The sequence below is a fragment of the Candidatus Endomicrobium procryptotermitis genome (assembly GCA_031279415.1).
In the GTDB taxonomy this organism is placed as follows: domain Bacteria; phylum Elusimicrobiota; class Endomicrobiia; order Endomicrobiales; family Endomicrobiaceae; genus Endomicrobium_B; species Endomicrobium_B procryptotermitis.
Window position 1 is genome coordinate 35,365 of the sequence record JAITIP010000015.1, and the last position, 18,408, is coordinate 53,772.

15 protein-coding genes are annotated in these 18,408 nt (G+C 36.8%); all 15 read right to left on the reverse strand.

Features of this window, described 5'->3' with window-relative positions; translation table 11 throughout:
• Positions 1 to 21: 21 nt before the first annotated feature.
• Positions 22 to 408, reverse strand: coding sequence for a DUF805 domain-containing protein (locus tag LBD46_02480; GenBank protein MDR2426036.1), 387 nt, complete (start codon positions 406 to 408; stop codon positions 22 to 24).
• Between the two features lie 51 nt (positions 409 to 459).
• Positions 460 to 1,062, reverse strand: coding sequence for a dCTP deaminase (gene dcd / locus LBD46_02485; protein ID MDR2426037.1), 603 nt, complete (start codon positions 1,060 to 1,062; stop codon positions 460 to 462).
• A 107-nt stretch (positions 1,063 to 1,169) separates the two neighbouring features.
• Positions 1,170 to 3,476: a vitamin B12-dependent ribonucleotide reductase gene (locus tag LBD46_02490; GenBank protein MDR2426038.1), complete on the reverse strand. Its 2,307-nt coding sequence runs from the start codon at positions 3,474 to 3,476 to the stop codon at positions 1,170 to 1,172.
• A gap of 54 nt (positions 3,477 to 3,530) precedes the next feature.
• Entirely contained in the window at positions 3,531 to 4,010 is a 480-nt protein-coding gene (nrdR, locus tag LBD46_02495; protein ID MDR2426039.1) for a transcriptional regulator NrdR, read from the reverse strand.
• A 516-nt stretch (positions 4,011 to 4,526) separates the two neighbouring features.
• Positions 4,527 to 6,449, reverse strand: coding sequence for a TIGR03545 family protein (locus tag LBD46_02500; GenBank protein ID MDR2426040.1), 1,923 nt, complete (start codon positions 6,447 to 6,449; stop codon positions 4,527 to 4,529).
• Between the two features lie 14 nt (positions 6,450 to 6,463).
• Positions 6,464 to 6,961, reverse strand: a complete 498-nt coding sequence (locus LBD46_02505; GenBank protein MDR2426041.1) for a TIGR03546 family protein — start codon at positions 6,959 to 6,961, stop codon at positions 6,464 to 6,466.
• 25 nt (positions 6,962 to 6,986) lie between these two features.
• On the reverse strand, positions 6,987 to 7,625 hold the full coding sequence (locus LBD46_02510; GenBank protein ID MDR2426042.1) for an HAD-IA family hydrolase: 639 nt from the start codon (positions 7,623 to 7,625) through the stop codon (positions 6,987 to 6,989).
• A gap of 15 nt (positions 7,626 to 7,640) precedes the next feature.
• Positions 7,641 to 10,253 (reverse strand): alpha-glucan family phosphorylase, encoded by a 2,613-nt coding sequence (gene glgP, locus LBD46_02515; protein ID MDR2426043.1) that lies wholly within the window; start codon positions 10,251 to 10,253, stop codon positions 7,641 to 7,643.
• 62 nt (positions 10,254 to 10,315) lie between these two features.
• On the reverse strand, positions 10,316 to 11,314 hold the full coding sequence (gene dusB / locus LBD46_02520) for a tRNA dihydrouridine synthase DusB (protein ID MDR2426044.1): 999 nt from the start codon (positions 11,312 to 11,314) through the stop codon (positions 10,316 to 10,318).
• A gap of 5 nt (positions 11,315 to 11,319) precedes the next feature.
• The gene (tsaD, locus tag LBD46_02525; GenBank protein ID MDR2426045.1) at positions 11,320 to 12,342 is read right to left on the reverse strand and encodes a tRNA (adenosine(37)-N6)-threonylcarbamoyltransferase complex transferase subunit TsaD; all 1,023 of its coding nucleotides are present in this window, start codon (positions 12,340 to 12,342) and stop codon (positions 11,320 to 11,322) included.
• On the reverse strand, positions 12,339 to 12,911 hold the full coding sequence (locus LBD46_02530; protein MDR2426046.1) for a hypothetical protein: 573 nt from the start codon (positions 12,909 to 12,911) through the stop codon (positions 12,339 to 12,341). The genes tsaD and LBD46_02530 overlap by 4 nt, the downstream gene beginning before the upstream one ends.
• A gap of 2 nt (positions 12,912 to 12,913) precedes the next feature.
• A complete protein-coding gene (locus LBD46_02535; GenBank protein MDR2426047.1) occupies positions 12,914 to 14,281 on the reverse strand; it encodes a S41 family peptidase in 1,368 nt (455 codons plus the stop codon).
• Between the two features lie 384 nt (positions 14,282 to 14,665).
• Entirely contained in the window at positions 14,666 to 15,838 is a 1,173-nt protein-coding gene (locus LBD46_02540; GenBank protein MDR2426048.1) for a peptidoglycan DD-metalloendopeptidase family protein, read from the reverse strand.
• Between the two features lies 1 nt (position 15,839).
• Positions 15,840 to 16,571 carry a hypothetical protein gene (locus LBD46_02545; GenBank protein ID MDR2426049.1) on the reverse strand — a complete coding sequence of 244 codons (732 nt, stop codon included), beginning with the start codon at positions 16,569 to 16,571 and terminating at the stop codon, positions 15,840 to 15,842.
• Positions 16,572 to 16,599: 28 nt separating this feature from the next.
• On the reverse strand, positions 16,600 to 18,105 hold the full coding sequence (gene glgA / locus LBD46_02550) for a glycogen synthase GlgA (protein MDR2426050.1): 1,506 nt from the start codon (positions 18,103 to 18,105) through the stop codon (positions 16,600 to 16,602).
• Between the last annotated feature and the right edge of the window lie 303 nt (positions 18,106 to 18,408).

An 18,408-nucleotide genomic window follows, 5' to 3' on the forward strand; every position in this document is an offset into this window, starting at 1 on the left:
AGCCGAATTTTGCTCAACAGATTAGTCAAAACGGGTTTTGCTTTTGGAAGGGAGGCACAACATAATAATCAACACAATCGCTCCCAACAGAGGTATCAGCACAATCAACTGCCACCATCCGCTGAGGTCTATATCGTGTAGTCTCCGCGCCGTAATAGCTATTTCGGGAACTATTAGAAATAAATAAAAAATCACGATTAACGCGTATAATGCAAAAATTATATATCCAATTTCCGGCACTATCGTTGAAAAATATCCTAGCAGCATAAGCAATGAATAAAAAATAATAGGAACTAAAACACCATTAATTAGCATAAAAAACCAGAACTGCTTTCTCGTGGCACGTCCTGAAAACTTAGAATAACATTTCATAATAACATCTAAATAGTAAATTTTAAACCATTTCATTTTAATTTCCTCCTTAATAATTCCGAATTTAAATTATATAAAATTAATAAATCATACTCTAGCTGAAATTATATTTTTTTGCGCTTGATACTTTCCTTTTCTATCGGCATATGACACTTCGCAAACTTCCTGCGAAGCTAGAAATAAGACCTGTGCTATGCCCTCGTTAGCATATACTTTTACCGAAAGCGACGTTGTATTGGCTATGGAAAGAGTTACAAAACCCTCCCATTCGGGCTCAAAAGGCGTAATATTTACAAATATTCCGCAGCGTGCATAAGTTGATTTTCCAAATGCAATTGTAACCACATCGCGCGGGATTCTAAAATACTCCACACTTTTTCCCAATACTATGGAATTCGGCGCAATAACAATATAATCCTTAGTTTTAACAAATTCAAATAACTCTTGCGAAGAGAGTTTTGGATCCAAAACAGCATCTTTTCCGATATTTTTCATTACCATAAATTCATCCGACAAACGCATATCATAACCGTAAGAAGAAGTTCCAAAAGAAATTACTTTTTTAATATTGTTGTCAATATCGCGACCTCCACATCCAAAGCGCACTTCTTTAATTTGTCCGGGCTCAAAAGGTTCTATTATTTTATGTTCAAAAGCCATTTTTTTTATCCATTTGTCATTTTTAACCATTTGCTTACTCTCTTGTGGGATTTAATTATTGCCAAAATATTCTCCGACGAAATTAAATATTAAATAAAAACGACGCAGAATTGAATCGATGATCTTCTAAATTATTTTTACCAGCATTTGCTGTATCCGCAATCCCTGCATACCACGCATCCTTCAGCAAAAGCTAGCATTTCTCCACATTCTGGGCACTGCGGACAGGAACCAGAAAAATTATTATTTGCATCTGAAGAGGCAGCCGCAGTATGAGGTATTTCGCCATAAGGCTCGCAACGAGAAACTTCCTGCGCAAAAAGTGCCGGAGAGGTTTTTTCTTTCACATAAGATTCTAAAGCTTTGGCAACTGCATCGGCACAGGAAAGAATTGCGCCGCCTTCGGCCAATGTCGGAGACGGACACCTTATGCCTTTTAATTGGTTTATTACTTCATGCTGGTCTACGCCGGAACGCAAAGCCAGCGAAATCAAACGAGCTACGGCCTCTGACTGCGAAGATGTGCATCCTCCTGATTTACCAAGTTGAGTAAAAAGTTCGCACGCACCTCTGTCGTCCTCATTGATAGTAACATACATCTTCCCGCAGCCCGTGTGCATTAAAAACGTAAAACCTGTAGTTTTTTTAGGTCTGGTTCTTGGTTTTTTCTCTTGGATTGTGTCTGCTGACGCGGAAGATTCTTTCTTGCTTGCAAGATTTAAAACCTGCAAACCGCGGCTTCCGTCCCTGTAAACTGTTACGCCTTTACAGCCCATTTTATAAGAAAGTATATAAACTTTTTTAACGTCTTCTTTTGTAGCTGAATTTGGGAAATTGACGGTTTTAGATACGGCATTATCCGTAAATTTCTGGAAAGCGGCCTGCATTCTTATATGATCTTCCGGCATAATATCCTGTGCCGTAACAAAAATCTTCTTTATTTTTTCCGATATTTCTTTTACACCGCGGACACTTCCCTTTTCGGCGATTTTATCCATAAGCTCACTTGAATAAAAACCATTTTCTCTGGCGATTTTTTCAAAATATGGGTTGACTTCGTACATTTCTTCATTGTCGAGACATTGCGCTCTTCTATATACTAAAGCAAAAACTGGTTCAATGCCGCCGGACGCCGAAGCTATTATGCCTATGGTTCCCGTAGGAGCTATAGTCGTAGTTGTTGCATTTCTGATTGGATTTCCTTTGCTGTAAACGCTTTGTTTAAAATTTGGGAATGCTCCTCTTTTAAGAGCAAGTTCTCGAGAAGCTTCATGGGATTTTGACTGTATAAAACTCATGACTTTCTCTGCCAGTATGAGAGAATCATGCGAACCGTAAGGAATACCCAAATACATAAGCATGTCCGCCCAGCCCATTATTCCGAGACCTATTTTCCTGTTCGAACGTGTGATTTCGCCTATTTTTTGAATAGGATAATTGTTCATATCTATGACATTGTCAAGAAAATGAACTCCCGTTTTTATCATTTTTTCAAGCCTTTCCCATTCAACATCTTCATTTTTAACAAAATGTCCGAGATTTATTGAACCGAGATTGCACGATTCATAAGGCAAAAGAGGCTGCTCGCCGCAAGGGTTTGTAGATTCTATAGTTCCGGCTTCAGGCGTGGGATTGGCATCGTTTATTCTGTCTATAAAAACTATTCCGGGTTCGCCGTTTTTCCACGCGGCGTCAACGATTTTTGTAAAAACTTCCTTAGCGCTCAGCTTTCCGACAACCTCTTTTGTGCGCGGATTATAAAGATCATAATCTTCTTCATCTTCTAAAGCGTCCATAAACTCTTTTGTTATCGCCACGGAAATATTGAAGTTGTTTAGGCTATCATTCTTATCTTTGCAAATTATAAAATCCAAAATGTCCGGATGGTCGATTCTGATCATTCCCATATTTGCGCCGCGCCTTGTCCCGCCCTGTTTTATGGCTTCCGTAGCGGCATTAAAAACCTGCATAAACGATACTGGACCAGAAGAAACTCCGCTTGTCGTCTGCACCGAATCCATTTTTGGACGCAGCCTTGAAAATGAAAACCCCGTACCACCGCCAGATTTATGTATCAGCGCAGTATTTTTAAGCGTTTCAAAAATCGAGTCCATGGAATCTTCTATAGGTAAAACGAAACATGCCGAAAGTTGCTGTAGTTGTCTTCCGGCATTCATCAATGTAGGGGAGTTAGGCAAAAAGTCTAAAGATGCCATCGCAAGATAGAACTCTTTTGTCAATTGTTCTATATCCGCGTCTTTATCATATATTTTATCGGCTTGAGATATATTTTCGGCAACCCTGTAAAATAACTCTTCAGGTTTCTCTATCGCGTTTCCTTTTTCATCTTTTCTCAAATATCTTTTCTGAAGAACTGTCAAAGCGTTTTTTTCAAGCTTCACGCCATTTTCAGAAATCAGTTCCTCTTTCATATTTTTTATCATCTTTACCCGCCCCCCCCTCACAACTTTTTTATTTCATATTTTTATTAACATGAGTCACTTTGACTTTTTTTGTCTTTTTGAATATTTCTTTTTAAGTTTTTTAAGCTCTTCCATAAAAGTGTCTATATCTCCGAATTGCCTATAAACTGAAGCAAAACGTATATATGCCACCAAATCTAAATTCCATAGCTTATCCAAAATTTTCTGTCCGATTATATTTGAAGGGATTTCCATAACATATTCGGCTGAAAGTTCATTTTCTATTTCATTTACTATTTTATCTATAGTCTCTACAGCGACAGGTCGTTTTCTGCAGGCCCTGTCTATGCCTGCCCACACTTTTTTTCTGTCAAAAGGCTCTCTGGAATGGTTTGATTTTACAACCATCAGAGAAGCTTCTTCTGGACGCTCAAATGTGGTATAACGTTTTTTACACTCCAGACACTCCCTGCGCCTTCTCACTGCAGACGTATGTTCAATAGGGCGTGAATCGAGAACCTGATCACTAAAACTTCCGCAAAACGGACATTTCATTTTATCACTCTTATTTTTTTAAAATAAAGGACATTTTTGAACTACTGGTTGTGGTGAGAACTATCCTACAACATACTGGTAGGTTTGTCAATAACTTCTTATGAGCAAAAACATGTGTTATCGGGGGGGAGGTGAGGAGATAGGGATACTATAAAAGTACGGACGCCGCGCAGTTAATGAACCTCCGTGCAGCAAGATTACGCAGTAGCAGTTGTCATTGCAGCCTTTGAGTCGTAACCCATTTTTAAACTTGGATTCCCGCTAAAGACTTGCAGCAATGACGACTAAGTTATTCCCCTGCAACTTGCTGTGGGGGTATAGGCTAATAATAAAAAACTTTATATATGTTATAAGCAGGCTGGGCTGTATATATTTTTCATATTTTGAATTTTACTATTTTTTATATAAATACTCAAACAGTTCTGGAGCCGGAAACAGTTTTTACTTCTCATAATCTTCCGATGCTTTTTGATTTTGTTATATTTATTTTTTAACGAACAATTTTGCCTTTTTCCGTTATTTGTTTGCCGAGAGTAAAGACGATAAGGCTGATTTCTTCAGTTCAGCTTCTTTATTTAAAACGAGTTTTTTAATGTCATTGATTTTTTTGTTGATTTCTTTTAATTTTGAATCAAGTTCATTTTGTATGTCTTTACCATATTTATCAACTTCCGACTCCAAAACGTGCTTCTGTGAATCCACGTATTGTGTAACTTCCTGTTTTATTTTTACTTTTACATCTCCGACTGCGGCATTTAATATATTGTTGAATCTCTGAGCGAGTTTTTTATCTATATTGGAAGTAAAATTGACTTTGCTTCCTCCTTCTTTCAATATCGACAGCTGCATCTGCGCATCCATTGAATTTATACCATGCCAAATCATATTTACATATTTTATTAAATCGGCATTTACACCTTTAAAATTCTTAACGGAAGGATCATACCTCATTCCATCAATATAAATTCCAGCTTTCATAATGAAATCCGTTTCTGACAAAATAAATTCTGCGGCGACTTTGCTTTTTGTATCTTTAAATGAAGGCATATAATCGCTTTCCATAATACCAAGTCTTTGCGCAGGCATACCTTCCATTGAAAACAAAATTATGTCTTGTGCAGTATCCGAAATTCTGTCAAAGCTTCCCGTAACTATAATGGTTTGCTGCATATTATCGCCTTTTACTTCAAAAACGGTCTTTCTACCTATAAGTTTTTGATTCCAAGCTATATCTTTGATATATCCGCTGAAAGTTATCGGAATTCCTTCTTTTCCTTCCCCTGCGGACGTTCCAGAAAGTTTAACATTGGCGATAAAAAGAGTCGGAAGTTTATTTTTAACAGGATACAAAATATCAGAACCCTTTAATCTTTCTTTAATTTCTAGTTTATTGTTGTTCTCTAAATCGCTTTTTCCAGCATCTAACGGTGCTTTATTTTCAGGAATATATTTTCTTATAAGATTCATATAATACAGCACTTTATCTGCCCGCTCCACCCAAATGCCACCGAAAAGTATTCTTGTTACATTTTTAAAATCCAAAGAAGGCACGGACAATTTTGAAGCTATATTGTCAACATCTTGATTTATAAGAGAAGTTATATTTTTAAATGCATTTTGCCGTTCTTTAGTATCTTTAAGCAATTCGACTTTAACAGCTTTTAAATCATTGTAAGTTTTCTCAAGATTTTTTCTTTCATCGTTTAGCTTTACGAGATTGTCTTTTAACTTCTGTATGTCCGCAGTGGTCTTAATATTTGTTTTCGAAACGGAATCAATGAGTATGGTAATTCTGCCCGTCTGCGCTTTTATGTCAAATTCATTTGCAATTTTATTATAAAAATCGTATTTTCCCATTAAATCAACATAAGAATCTTGAACCGTTTTAATGGACAGTATTCCAGCCATGTCCACTATGCTCTGCGGCGAAAAACTTTTAATCTGGTTTTGTATTTCACCTAATTTCCGAACGCTCGGAAAATCGTCGTATTCCTGCACTGCTTTTGTTTTCAGTTCTTTCATGGCTTTCAACATAAAAGATTCTTCTTTGGGTTCGGATTTTTTATGTTTTTTTTGAGGAAGTTTGCAGGACTCAGCTCTTGACGTGTCCCATTTTATTCCTTCAACTGTCATATCGTCTATAATTATTTTTTTTGAAAGCAGAGGAATAAAACGTATGCTGAACTTTATATTGTCTATATCGAGAAGATTTTTAAACTCATTGTCTTTGTCTCCGATTTTTATAGAACGTATGTTTACCGATAAACCTTTAAGTTTCGTTTCAATGCTTTCTATCTCAACCTTTGCGCCAAAAATCAGTTCACCGGAAGAAATAAAAACTTTTTTAAGTCGAGTGTCAAGATAAAACATAAGAAATACACATATACTTGCTATTATTATTGCCGTAGGGATAATAAATTTCCATCTAAAAATTCTCATTTTATAATCTCGAATTACTTTAAAATTTTGTAAGAAACTGAACCCGCCGTGAGAAGTTTGATTATTCTCCATTTTGCTATTCTATCGCGCAAATATACCTGATAATAAGAAAGAAATTTGTTTGAAAGTAAATATACAGGAATGAAAAGTATAAACGAAAGTGCAATATTTCCCATAACGACAGTGTTGTTGAATTCTGTGAAAGGAATTATGGGCATATTATATATGTGTACCCAAAAAGATATTAGAAAATCGGTGCTTAAAATATAGTACCCTATTTTATCGGAGAGAGGGTCGGTAAGAAGTCCTATCAAAGCAAAAACCGCAGCACTTGCAAAAGCCGCTCCTATGTTTATCCGCAAAATCATTATCAAAGAAAAAATCAGACACTTCATAAGTAGAGAGGGAACAAGACCAAAAAAAACTCCCAAAACCGCACCAAACGCTATTTGTTTTGGGGAAACATCACTTTGCAAAACTTTTAAAATGTTCCTTATCAAAGTGAAAAACAAAATCCCCTCCCTGTTTATGCTTTATCTATAAAACAAACTTTATTATATCTCCAGGAGTTTCGGCTGTATAATCAGGCTGATATTCTTTTATTTGCCCGCTATCATAACCGTACAAAACCGCAAGAGAATCTATGCCGGCGGCTTTTGCCGCTTTAATATCATTTGCGCTGTCTCCTATCATTATCGTTTTTTGCAAATCGGCTCCGTTTTTCTTAATCAAATCTAAAATCGGTTTCGGGTCAGGCTTTTTAACACCGACAGTATCTCCTCCCCACACTTGCGTAAAATATTTTGACAGCCCGAGCCTCTTTATTATCTCGTAAGAAAAGACTTCCATTTTATTTGAAAGAATGGCTTTCTTTTTGTCTTGCAGAACGTTAAGCATTTCTTCTATACCTTTATAAATAACAGTAGTGTCCGTAAGGCAGTCAAAATAATGTAATTTAAATTTTTCTAAAGCGGCGGAAAGAATCTCGCCATTTGAGTCTGGAACGGCTTTGTCAACTAAAGCTTTAACACCGCTGCCGAGAAATGAACGGACTTTTTCTATGGACAACGGTTTAAAACCGAAATCTTTTCTTACCGCATTAATGGCGGAGGTAATATCTCTCTGCGAATCGACTATCGTTCCGTCCAAATCAAAAATCAAAAAATCATATCCCATAGCTTTTCCCGCAGATTACCTCCCAAGCCATTTAATAAGTTTTGGTATATGCTGAACTTCACCGCAATACTGCGGCACTATTCTTATAGTATATCCGCAATGGCCGACTTTGTCGGTTTTAACTTTTCCTTCATATATATAGTTATCGTCTTCTTTTGAAACAAACCTCATTTCATCTACCGACGCTTTGCTTATTATGTGCATTGAATCAAGATAGCCGCTGTAAATTTGTACGCTGACATCATCCGTAGCAACGGTGCCCAAATGAATTTTTGCCTGAACCGTCATATCATCGGTTATTTTTATTTCATCTTTTGTATTGTCATGCGAGGAAATGATTTTTATTGTGTCCCAATTGTTTGTCAAATTTTTAAGCCAAACGGCTTTTTTCTTTGCAAGCGCATAATTATCCTTTTTAAGTTTTTCATGTTCCATAGCAGAAGGAATATAAAATCTTTTTGTATATTCTTCAATCATCCTATTCGTGTTAAAAACGGGGCCCAAAGTCTGCATCGAAGTTTTCATTTTTTTTATCCAGCCTCTCGGCAAATCATCTTGACCTCTGTTAAAATATAATGGAACAATTTCCTTTTCAAGCGTTTCATAAATTGCCGTGCTTTCAACTTCATTTTGATATTCGCTGTCGGGATACCTGTCTATTGAACCTATTATCCAGCCGTTGTCTCCATTATAACCTTCGCACCACCAGCCATCGAGAACACTGAAATTTATCACGCCGTTAACCGCGGCTTTCATTCCGCTTGTTCCTGATGCTTCTTCTGGTCTTAAAGGATTATTGAGCCAGATATCTGCACCCTGCACAAGATAATGCGCCACGTTAATGTCATAATCTTCCAAAAATACAACTTTATGTCTTAACTCGGGCGTTTTCGACAAAGCGACTATCCGCTTGATAAGTTCTTTTCCGCTATTGTCCTGCGGATGAGCTTTTCCCGCAATTATTATCTGAACGGGATGCTCTTTATTTGTGAGAATTTTTGTTATTCTTTCAATATCTCTGAAAATAAGTGTTCCACGTTTATAAGAGGCAAAACGACGCGAAAAACCTATAGTAAGCGCTTCCGGATCAAGAACTTCATCGGAATGATTTATGTCTTTCTGCGACGCACCTCTTCTCATAAGCTGTTCTTTTAATCTTGACCTGGCAAACGAAACGAGCCTTTCTCTTCTTCTTTCGTGGCTTCTCCAAAGCTCGGCATCGGGAATCTGAGATACTCTCTGCCAAATCGTGTGGTCAGCAGGTTCATCTTTCCATGAAGATCCCAGATATCTGTCAAACAGTCCGGCAAACTCATAAGAAATCCACGTGTTCGTATGAATGCCGTTCGTAATATTACTTATAGGTACTTCTCTTTTCGGCAGTTCTGGCCATATCGCAGACCACATATCCCTTGACACCGTGGCGTGAAGCCTGCTTACGCCGTTTGCCTTATTTGACATTTTAAGAGCGAGTATCGTCATAGAGAAATTTGACGGCTCCGAAGATTTTATTTCTTTTGCAGGGAACGATCCCAAAGCCAGGAATTGTTCTTTTGTAAGCCCGAGTTTTTTGCACAAAGGTTCAAAATATTTTAAAACAAGTTCAGCTGAAAACATCTCGTTTCCCGCGGGAACCGGAGTATGCGTAGTGAAAGCACACGAACTTTTTACTATCTGGAACGCTTCGTCATAAGAAAGCCCCTTGTCTTCAATAAGCTCTCTCATCTTTTCAAAAAGCAAAAATGCGGAATGTCCTTCGTTTATATGGATCACACTGGGGTCTATTCCCAAAGCTTTCAGAAGCCTTATTCCGCCCATTCCCAAAACTATTTCCTGCCTTATTCTCATATCCCTATCGCCTCCGTAAAGCTGTCCGGTGATATCCCTTACTTCTCTCGGGTTAGCGCTGAAGTCTGTGTCAAGAAGATAAAGAGGCACTCTACCTACCTGAAGTTTCCAGACTCTGGCATAAACTTTCTGCTTAGGCATGTCTATTTCTATCGTTAATGTATTTCCATCTCCATCTTTGATAAGCTCCAACGGCATTCGGAAAAAATGATTTTCATTGTACTCTTCCTGCTGCCATCCGTCAAAACTCAAAAATTGTTTAAAATAGCCGTATCTATAAAGAAGGCCGACGCTGACAAGAGGAAGTCCCATATCACTGGCGGATTTTAAATGATCTCCAGACAAAATTCCTAGTCCTCCGGAGTAAATCGGAATGCTTTCATGAATTGCAAACTCCGTAGAAAAATAAGCGAGCTGCAGATCTTTGTAATCCGAACATGAATCGTGAAACCACGTGTTCATCGTCATATATTTGTCAAGCTCATTTTTAACTCTTTCCATATGAGAAATGAAACTGTCATCTTCGGCAAGAATTTCAAGCCTTCCCTGAGCTATCATTCCGAGTATCGCTTTCGGGCTGTGATAAGTTTCTTCCCACATATCTCTATCGAGCCTTCTGAAAAGCTCAACTGCATCGCTGTTCCAGCACCACCACATATTATTTGCGATTGTCAACAACGGAGACAATGTTTTTGGAAGATTTGGCGTTACTACAAAAGATTTTGCATTTAACGCGACAAAAGTTTCCTGATTTTCATTAAACAAATCCTGATCTTTCATGGCAGCTCCTTAGATTTTATGAATTATTAATAAATGTATAGTATCAACTTTGTCTCAAAAAATCAATTTATTTTCTTATTAGAAATATTATAATTTACATATTCTATAAACTCTTCAAACTCAGCAGGTTTAGTAACTTTATTAAACATATTTCTTATTTTTGCAGCATTAGGCAAATCTTTAACATAATAATGTAAAACTTTTCTAAGAAGAACATATCCGCGTTCCTCTTCATAATAATCTTCAGCAAGAGCCGCATGTTTTTTTAGCCATAAAATTCTTTCTTGCCATGAAGGTTTTGCAAGCATAATTCCATCATTAAAATAACTTTCAAGCCCCTTAAATATCGAATAATTTCCTATGGCTCCTCTTCCTATCATAAGACCGCGGCAATTTGGAATGTTGATAAACTTTTCGGCAGATGATTCATCATATATTCCGCCGTTTGCTATAATTGGAATTTTTGATTGTGAACAGGCTTGGGTAAAAACTTCCATATCAGGTTCTCCATCGTGACCGTGCTTTGCGGGTCGTGCATGAATGACTGCCAAACTTATTCCGTTTTCATAAGCGATTTTCAATATTTCTATAGCTGCATTTTCTCCGGGAATAAGTCCCGTTCTTATTTTTATCGTCACCGGTATGTCAACGCTATTTATTACATCTGCAAGTATTGCGGCCGTTAAACGTCCGTCAGTAAGAAGTTTTGCTCCTGCGCCAGCTTTTGTGATTTTGCGCACTGGGCACCCCAAATTTATGTCTATAATATCAGCTCCGGCATCTCTTACAATTTTTGCCGCTTCGCTCATACAATAGCGATCCCCGCCAAAAATCTGTACGGCAACAGGCCTTTCATTTTTGTGAATTTTATATAATTTTTTTGTTTTTTCATTTCCGTACGTCAAAGCTTTTGCAGAAACCATTTCGGTACAAACGAGTCCTGCACCGCCTTCTTTTGAAAGAAGCCTCATGGGTAAATCACTTATTCCAGCCATAGGAGCAAGAAATAGATTGTTCTTTAATTCGATTTTGCCTATTTTCAATTTCTGTATTTTTTGCATGAGATTTACCAGTTTTCAAGACGAAGAGAAGCAGATGGTTTAAGCTGTAGTCCCGTAAAATTCAGACCACATTTTTTTTGTTTGAGATAAGCGGCGCAACCTATCATCGCTGCATTGTCAGTGCAATACAGCATTGACGGAACATAAACTTTAATTTTATTTTTTCTGCCTTGGGCAAGAAACATTTTTCTTATTAGCGAATTAGCGCAAACGCCGCCTCCCATAGAAATACTTTTTAAATTGAACTTTTTTGCGGCTTCAAAAGCTTTATAACATAAAGTTTCAGCGATTGCGGCACTGAAAGACGCGCAAATATCATTTAAATGGTTTTCATTTTTTACAGGATTTACTTTCAAATAATTAAGAAGCGCCGTTTTTATTCCGGAAAAAGAAAAATCCCAGCTGCCTTTCATATATGGTCTTGTAAAATTTACAGCTTTGTCATTTCCGTTTTGCGACCTTTTGTCTATGACAGGTCCTCCCGGATAAGAAAGTCCGAGCATTTTTGCAGCTTTATCAAAAGCTTCTCCGGCGGCATCGTCTCTTGTACCTCCGAGAAATTTATATTTTCCTAAATCTTCGACAATTATTAGCTCCGTATGTCCGCCGGAAATTATCACACTTAAAAAAGGAAGACTGACCGATTTATGCTCAATAAACGAAGAATAAAGATGTCCTTCAAGATGATTTACGGCAATCAGAGGTTTATTATATACGGATGCCAGAGATTTTGCCGCTATTGCTCCGACAAGCAGAGATCCTGCAAGGCCGGGACCAGCAGTAAAAGCTATGGCATTTATTTTATTGTCGAAATCTTTAAAAGAAAATCCAGCTTTGTCCAGAGCCTGAAAAATAACAGGATTGATATTTGTTATATGCGCACGACTTGCCAGTTCTGGAACCACTCCGAAATATTTTGCATGTATATCTACCTGCGAAGATATCACCACAGACTTAACTTTTGTCCCGTTTGAAACTACTGAAGCGGAAGTTTCATCACATGAACTTTCTATAGCTAAAATATTCACTTTTTATCCTTTGGCTGGTTTTTTGTTTTTGACTGAGTGGAAGAAGATGACTTGGCTTTTGACAATGAAGTTTTTGAAGTGGAAGACGGCTTTTTCTCTTTTACACCAACGGAAACTCGTTTTGAAGATGAAGAAGAAATTGTTTTTTTAGGACTTATGAAAGTTATATTTGAATAGTTTATATTTGACGAATAATATTTATAGGTAACGCTGCCGTCAACATTGTTGGTTTTGCTCAAACCCAACTTCATCGAACGTGCAATCGTCCTTAAAGAATTTTCAAAATTTTCTGGACGTTTGTCACCTTGAAGCTTTATTTTCTTATAAAACTCATTCCATAATTTTGTAGTCGTTTCCCTTTCGCGCACATACTGTGAAATAATATCGGTCTGCTTTACTCCGTTTGCGGCCAACGCGTCCACTATCTTATGTTCAAGCTGAATGTCAACAGATACTTTCTCTTTAGGTGCAGTATTCACGGCAAACCAAAGCCCTATTCCGCAAAGAAACAATGCCAAGATATAAATTTTAATTAAAAAGTTTTCCTTATTTTGCCCTTTATCTGCCAATTTCAGTACCCGCCGTTTATAATTTCGTCTTCTATTTCTTCGTTTATTTCTTCAGATTCTTTGGTTTCTTTAGCTTCTTTAATTTCTTTTTCTCTTGCTTCCTTTATTTCTTTTGTCTCTTTAGCCGCAAATTTCGGATTATCTATAAAATCGCGTACTTTATTTTCTCTGATTATTTCAAGAGCTTTATTTAACACTATATCTTCAATTTCAGATTTTGAATTTTTGTCTTTTGAAAAAATCATTTCAGACTGAGCGTACAATTTAACTTCATCTTCTGGAGACACTTCTATTTCTATATCCGGAGTTATTCCATTTTTAGCGTTTTTTTCATCCGAATGGATTATCGGCCTACCAGAAGGAAGATAATATTTAGCTACGGTAAGCCTCAAAGCGCTTCCATCTGAAAGCGGGATTACGGATTGCACGCTTCCTTTTCCAAAAGTGTTAGCGCCTATTATCAGCGCTCTTTTTAGATCCTGCAATGCTCCTGAAACTATTTCAGACGCGGAAGCCGACCCTCTGTTTACAAGTATTACAAGAGGCACTTGTGTAAATTCACCTTCTCCTTTTGAAGAATACTCTTTTTTCAGTTCTTCGACTCTTCCTTTAGTAGTTAAAACCACAGTCTGCTCTTTTATAAAAATGCTGCATATGTCGATAGCTGAATCAAGCAGTCCTCCAGGATTATTTCTTAAATCGAGTATCAAAGCATTCATTCCCTTCTTTGAATAATCTGATAAAGTTTTCTGTATGTCGACTGCACTTTGAGCATTAAATTCCGACAATCTTATGTAAGCCGTTTTATCTTCAAGCATTGTAAATTTAACGGTTTCAATTTTGATTTTTTCTCTGGTAAGTTCAAATTCTATTTCCTTTTTTATGCTGTCTCTTGCCATGGTAACCTTGACTTTTGTTCCGGATTTTCCCCTCATAAGATTTACCGCTTCATCGCTCGACATATTAATCGCCGACTTATCGTCAATTTTTATTATTCTGTCTTCGGGAAGAATTCCGGCTTTATACGCGGGAGTTCCGGGTAAAGGCGAAACAACAGTTATGAAACCGTTTTTTACCATTATTCTTAATCCTATCCCACTGTAAGATCCTTCGGTCTCGTTTTTCATCTCTTTATAATCTTTTTCTTCCATATATTGAGAAAAAGGGTCGAGAGTTCTCACTACTCCTTTGATTGCACCTGTGGCAAGATCTTTAGGATTAGTTTCCGAAACATAACTTGCATTAATTATTTCCATTACGTCAATCATAATTTTTAACTTATCATAAGTCTCATTTTCCGCAGCAAAGACACCCGCACATAAAAATAAAGCAGTCCAAGTAACTGCAAATGTTTTTCTGATAATATTCATTTTTTTCTCCGATATTTAATAACCTCAGAAACTTAGAGGATTAGAAACTGAGAAACGGCAATAACTGCCTTCTCAAATCCCTGTTAAGATTCCATGACTTCAGGAACAATGTCTCCTTTTTCCTAGAATGACAAAAAAGATATTTCCTGACTTCTTTACATACAAGTCTTCAACCCGTATAAACTTGCAGGCACTTTAAAATATCTCTTGCTTGCTATCAACTCATACAAAGCTGCCGGTCCGTATATGCATATTAGAAATCTTACTTTGTTTTTCCATCTCCTTCTTCTTTGCCAAACTTCCAACTCTATAACCTCTAGGCGAAACTGTAGCTAAGCTTCCAATCTTCAGCCTTTTACTCAGCTTCACAACTTTTGTAGTATACTATTTTTTGATTAGCCATAAAAGTGGATTGTCCGGCGTATTATTTTGTCTTATCTCAAAATATAATGTATTTTCCACACCTTTACCGAGTTTTGCCAAAACCGTGCCTTTAGAAACTTTTTGATCTTCTTTGACAAATATCCTGTCAAGCTGGCCATATACCGTAAAATAAGAATCTTTATGATGATCTATTATAACAACTTTCCCATAAGAGCGAAACATCCCAGTGAAAACGACCGTACCTGAATCAATGCTTTTTACATCTGCAAAATCTGCCGCTTCTATTTTAATTCCGTTGCTTATTACGTAAGTGTCAAGTTCCATATGTTTATTTTTTCCGAACTTAACCGTGGTTTTACCTTCGACAGGCCATGGAAGCAATTTTTTTCTCCGTATGGAAGGCAAAAGTTTTGACGGTTTGCTTGTGGCAGCTGCGGCTGCGGCTGCAGCTGCCGCTTGATTCTTTTTCTGTATTTCAGCCAGTTTATTTATAAGCGCTTGGAGTTCTTTGGCGCTTTCATTAAGCATCCTTATTTCTTCTTCAGCAGCAGCGCGTTTGCTTTTTGTAGATTTTAAAAGTTCATTCTTTTCTTTTATGAGATTTATTCTTTCTTTAGCAATAGCACTTTCTTCCGCTCTTAGCGAGGTAAGTTTCTTTTTAGCATTCTTCCATTTTTTTATTTCGGATGAAGAACTGTCCAGCAGCTGGGCTTCTTTGTCAAAATTATTTTTTTTATACTTTAAGGCAGCTTGCCTGATTTTGTATTCAACAGGATTGTCTTCATAAGATACGGTAAAAGTCATTTTATTGTAAAAATCGATTTCGTCAAGCATTACGACATTCAGATTTGTCTGATTTTCATACGCTTTGTCGTATTCGGATGAAGCTGAAGTGAGATTTTTTTCCGCAGTTTTAATATCACGCGAAAGCTGCATAAGCTTTTTTTCCGCTTTATCTATAGTTTTATTAAGAGTATTCAATTCTCGACGGAAAACTTTTTCCTGAAGCATAAGTCTGTCTTTTTCAAGCTGCTTTTTTTTTATCGTATTTTTTACATCCGAAAGCTGCTTGGACGGCTGTTTTATATCTTTATTCTGCTGTTCCTGCGCAAAAACAAGATGGCACAACAAAATTAATGCCAAGAATGATATTGTAATTTTTTTTATGTTCATTTTAGCCTTCAAATATAATTCCGAAAGCCGCCGTGAAAGGTATTATGTAAAATGCCGCGATTTCATCGATAATCAAAGGATACTGTGCGAACAAACAGCCGCTCCACATACCTATAAAACCAACTGAAGATGATAAAAGATAAGCCATGCAATTAGTTATAAGTTTTCTCGAATTTTCTTCGCTTTGTAAAATAAAAAGTATGCTTTGCGCTGTCAACAAAACGCTTATAATCACGGCAAAAATAATAAATATGCCGTGATAAAATGCCAGAAGTTTCTCGTTTCTTACGTACTTCTGAAAATTTTCGGGATTAAAAACGATTTCACTTACATTTTCCAGTTCGGCAATGGCATTTCTTGCTTCTATAAGAAAATCATCGGTAGGAAGCGCAGCGGGAGACGCTTTTATGTACGATTGAAAAATTTCGCTATCTCTCGGAACAGAAATATCTTTTAAGAAAGGATTTTTTTCAACAGCTTTTTCATAAACTTCTTGAGAGCCGGCATATTCATCTATAGTTACAAAACCAAGCGACTTTATCGCTTCGCAAACTTTTGCATCATCTTCGGCATTTTTATCTATAAAAATCGTAATGACCAATCCTGGAAGCAGACTCTGCGAATATTTTTTAATTTCATAATAATGATTTGCGGCTAAAACGCAGAAGGCAGAAGTTATAACAATTGTGGCAAATTTCAAAATCTTTGATGCCACATTAATTGAAGAACTCATATATTTTGCTCCGAAATTTTAAATGGGTTCACGCCTTAAACAGCAATTCATGTCTTTTTTTATTTCTCGTCTCTTCATACATTAAATGGTACTGCCCAACACTCTTGTCCCATGAAAAATCACAATTCATGGCATTTTGCACTAAAATGTCCCAATTTGATTTATCTCTAAAAATATTTTCCGACTTTAAAATTGTCTGAATAAAATTCTCACCATAAGTTATATTAAACATAAACCCGTTACCCTTTTTCGTAAAATGATTATAATAAACTATCGTATCTGAAAGTCCCCCAGTACGATTAACTATAGGAATTGTTCCATAAGCCAAAGATATCATCTGGCTCAGCCCGCACGGTTCAAAACGTGAAGGCATCATATATGCATCGCATCCGCTATAAATCTTATGTGCAAGTGGCTCATCATAATCAAAAAAAGCCGCAACCGTCTTAGGCATTTTTGCGACGGCATCTTGAAGATGCCATTTTATCGTTTGATTCCCTGAACCGAGAATAACAAACTGCATTTGTTTATTGCGCAGGCTGTATAAAGCATCTATTATGATATCAAAACCTTTCTGGTCGTCCAGCCTTGAAACGCAGCCGAACAAATAAGCCTCTTCGTCAACATCAAAACCACATATTTTTTGAAGTTCAATTTTACACATTTTTTTGCCTACGAGGTCATCTTTTGAATAGTTTGCAGTAATATACTTATCTGTTTTTGTGTTCCAATAATCATAATCTATACCATTTAGTATGCCGTAAATCCTATCGGGACGCGAATTCAACACAATCTCCATTCCTCTGCCGTTAAACTCTTTAATCTCCGAAGCGTAAGTAGGGCTTACCGTAGATACTGCGTCTGCCATTGCTATGCCGCATTTCATAAAATTTACATTATTATAAAACTCAAGTTTATCAGTAGTAAAATCTTCCCATGAAAATCCACCGGCCACAACTGTATCTGCACCAAAATTGCCTTGATACGCTATATTGTGAATAGTATAAACGCTTGAAGTATTCCAGAAAAAACCATCGTTTCTTAAATTTGTTTTTAGATATGCGGGTATAAGACCAGTCTGCCAATCGTGACAATGTATTATATCCGGACGGAATATCAAAGCTTTTGCCGCTTCGAGCGCCGCACGGCAGAAAAAAATATATCTCTCTCTGTTATCGCCATAATCTATCCCATTATCGCCGTATATGCCAGGCCGGTTAAAATAGCGCATATTTTCTATGAAATATACGTCAATTCCATCTTCGGTCATGCCGCGTTTAATTCTGAACTTTTCCATTTCTTTTCCGACATTGACTCTCAGCATATAAGGAAGAGGTTGGAAATTATATTTTTTACCGTCTATACTGCGGTATTTTGGAATTATTATTCTTACGTCGTGTCCGAGCTTTTTCAAATATTTCGCAAGAGCGCTTATGACATCCGCCAAACCGCCTACCTTCACGAAAGGGACACATTCCGAGGCAATCATTAAAATATTCATTTTATTTTTTTTAAATATTTTAAATACATTCATTCTACTTTCTCTCAAACATTTTTTGCAATTTCTTCTGGAAGAACAGGATTTACATAAAACACTGTGCCATATTTGAATCTGACTATTTTTAGTAAGTTTTGGAAAATTTCTATATCCTTCCGGTCTTTTGAATTAGACTATCTGTTATGGTGGCTGTCTGAAGCTAAAATTTCTGGTCTTGACATGTTCTCGTTGCCTGTGCAAAAAGGACATTTTGAAACGTCTTTTGGATACTCTTCATGCTTGGAGTGTGTTACTTTCTTAAAACTTCTTTAATGATGATATATTATAACCCATCATCAT

Bases quoted from the DNA above. Each gene is read 5' to 3' on its own strand.
- LBD46_02480 (MDR2426036.1), bottom strand. From the start codon at position 408: ATGAAATGGTTTAAAATTTACTATTTAGATGTTATTATGAAATGTTAT.
- dcd (MDR2426037.1), bottom strand. From the start codon at position 1,062: ATGGTTAAAAATGACAAATGGATAAAAAAAATGGCTTTTGAACATAAA.
- LBD46_02490 (MDR2426038.1), bottom strand. From the start codon at position 3,476: ATGATAAAAAATATGAAAGAGGAACTGATTTCTGAAAATGGCGTGAAG.
- nrdR (MDR2426039.1), bottom strand. From the start codon at position 4,010: ATGAAATGTCCGTTTTGCGGAAGTTTTAGTGATCAGGTTCTCGATTCA.
- LBD46_02500 (MDR2426040.1), bottom strand. From the start codon at position 6,449: ATGAGAATTTTTAGATGGAAATTTATTATCCCTACGGCAATAATAATA.
- LBD46_02510 (MDR2426042.1), bottom strand. From the start codon at position 7,625: ATGGGATATGATTTTTTGATTTTTGATTTGGACGGAACGATAGTCGAT.
- glgP (MDR2426043.1), bottom strand. From the start codon at position 10,253: ATGAAAGATCAGGATTTGTTTAATGAAAATCAGGAAACTTTTGTCGCG.
- dusB (MDR2426044.1), bottom strand. From the start codon at position 11,314: ATGCAAAAAATACAGAAATTGAAAATAGGCAAAATCGAATTAAAGAAC.
- LBD46_02535 (MDR2426047.1), bottom strand. From the start codon at position 14,281: ATGAATATTATCAGAAAAACATTTGCAGTTACTTGGACTGCTTTATTT.
- LBD46_02540 (MDR2426048.1), bottom strand. From the start codon at position 15,838: ATGAACATAAAAAAAATTACAATATCATTCTTGGCATTAATTTTGTTG.
- LBD46_02545 (MDR2426049.1), bottom strand. From the start codon at position 16,571: ATGAGTTCTTCAATTAATGTGGCATCAAAGATTTTGAAATTTGCCACA.
- glgA (MDR2426050.1), bottom strand. From the start codon at position 18,105: ATGAATGTATTTAAAATATTTAAAAAAAATAAAATGAATATTTTAATG.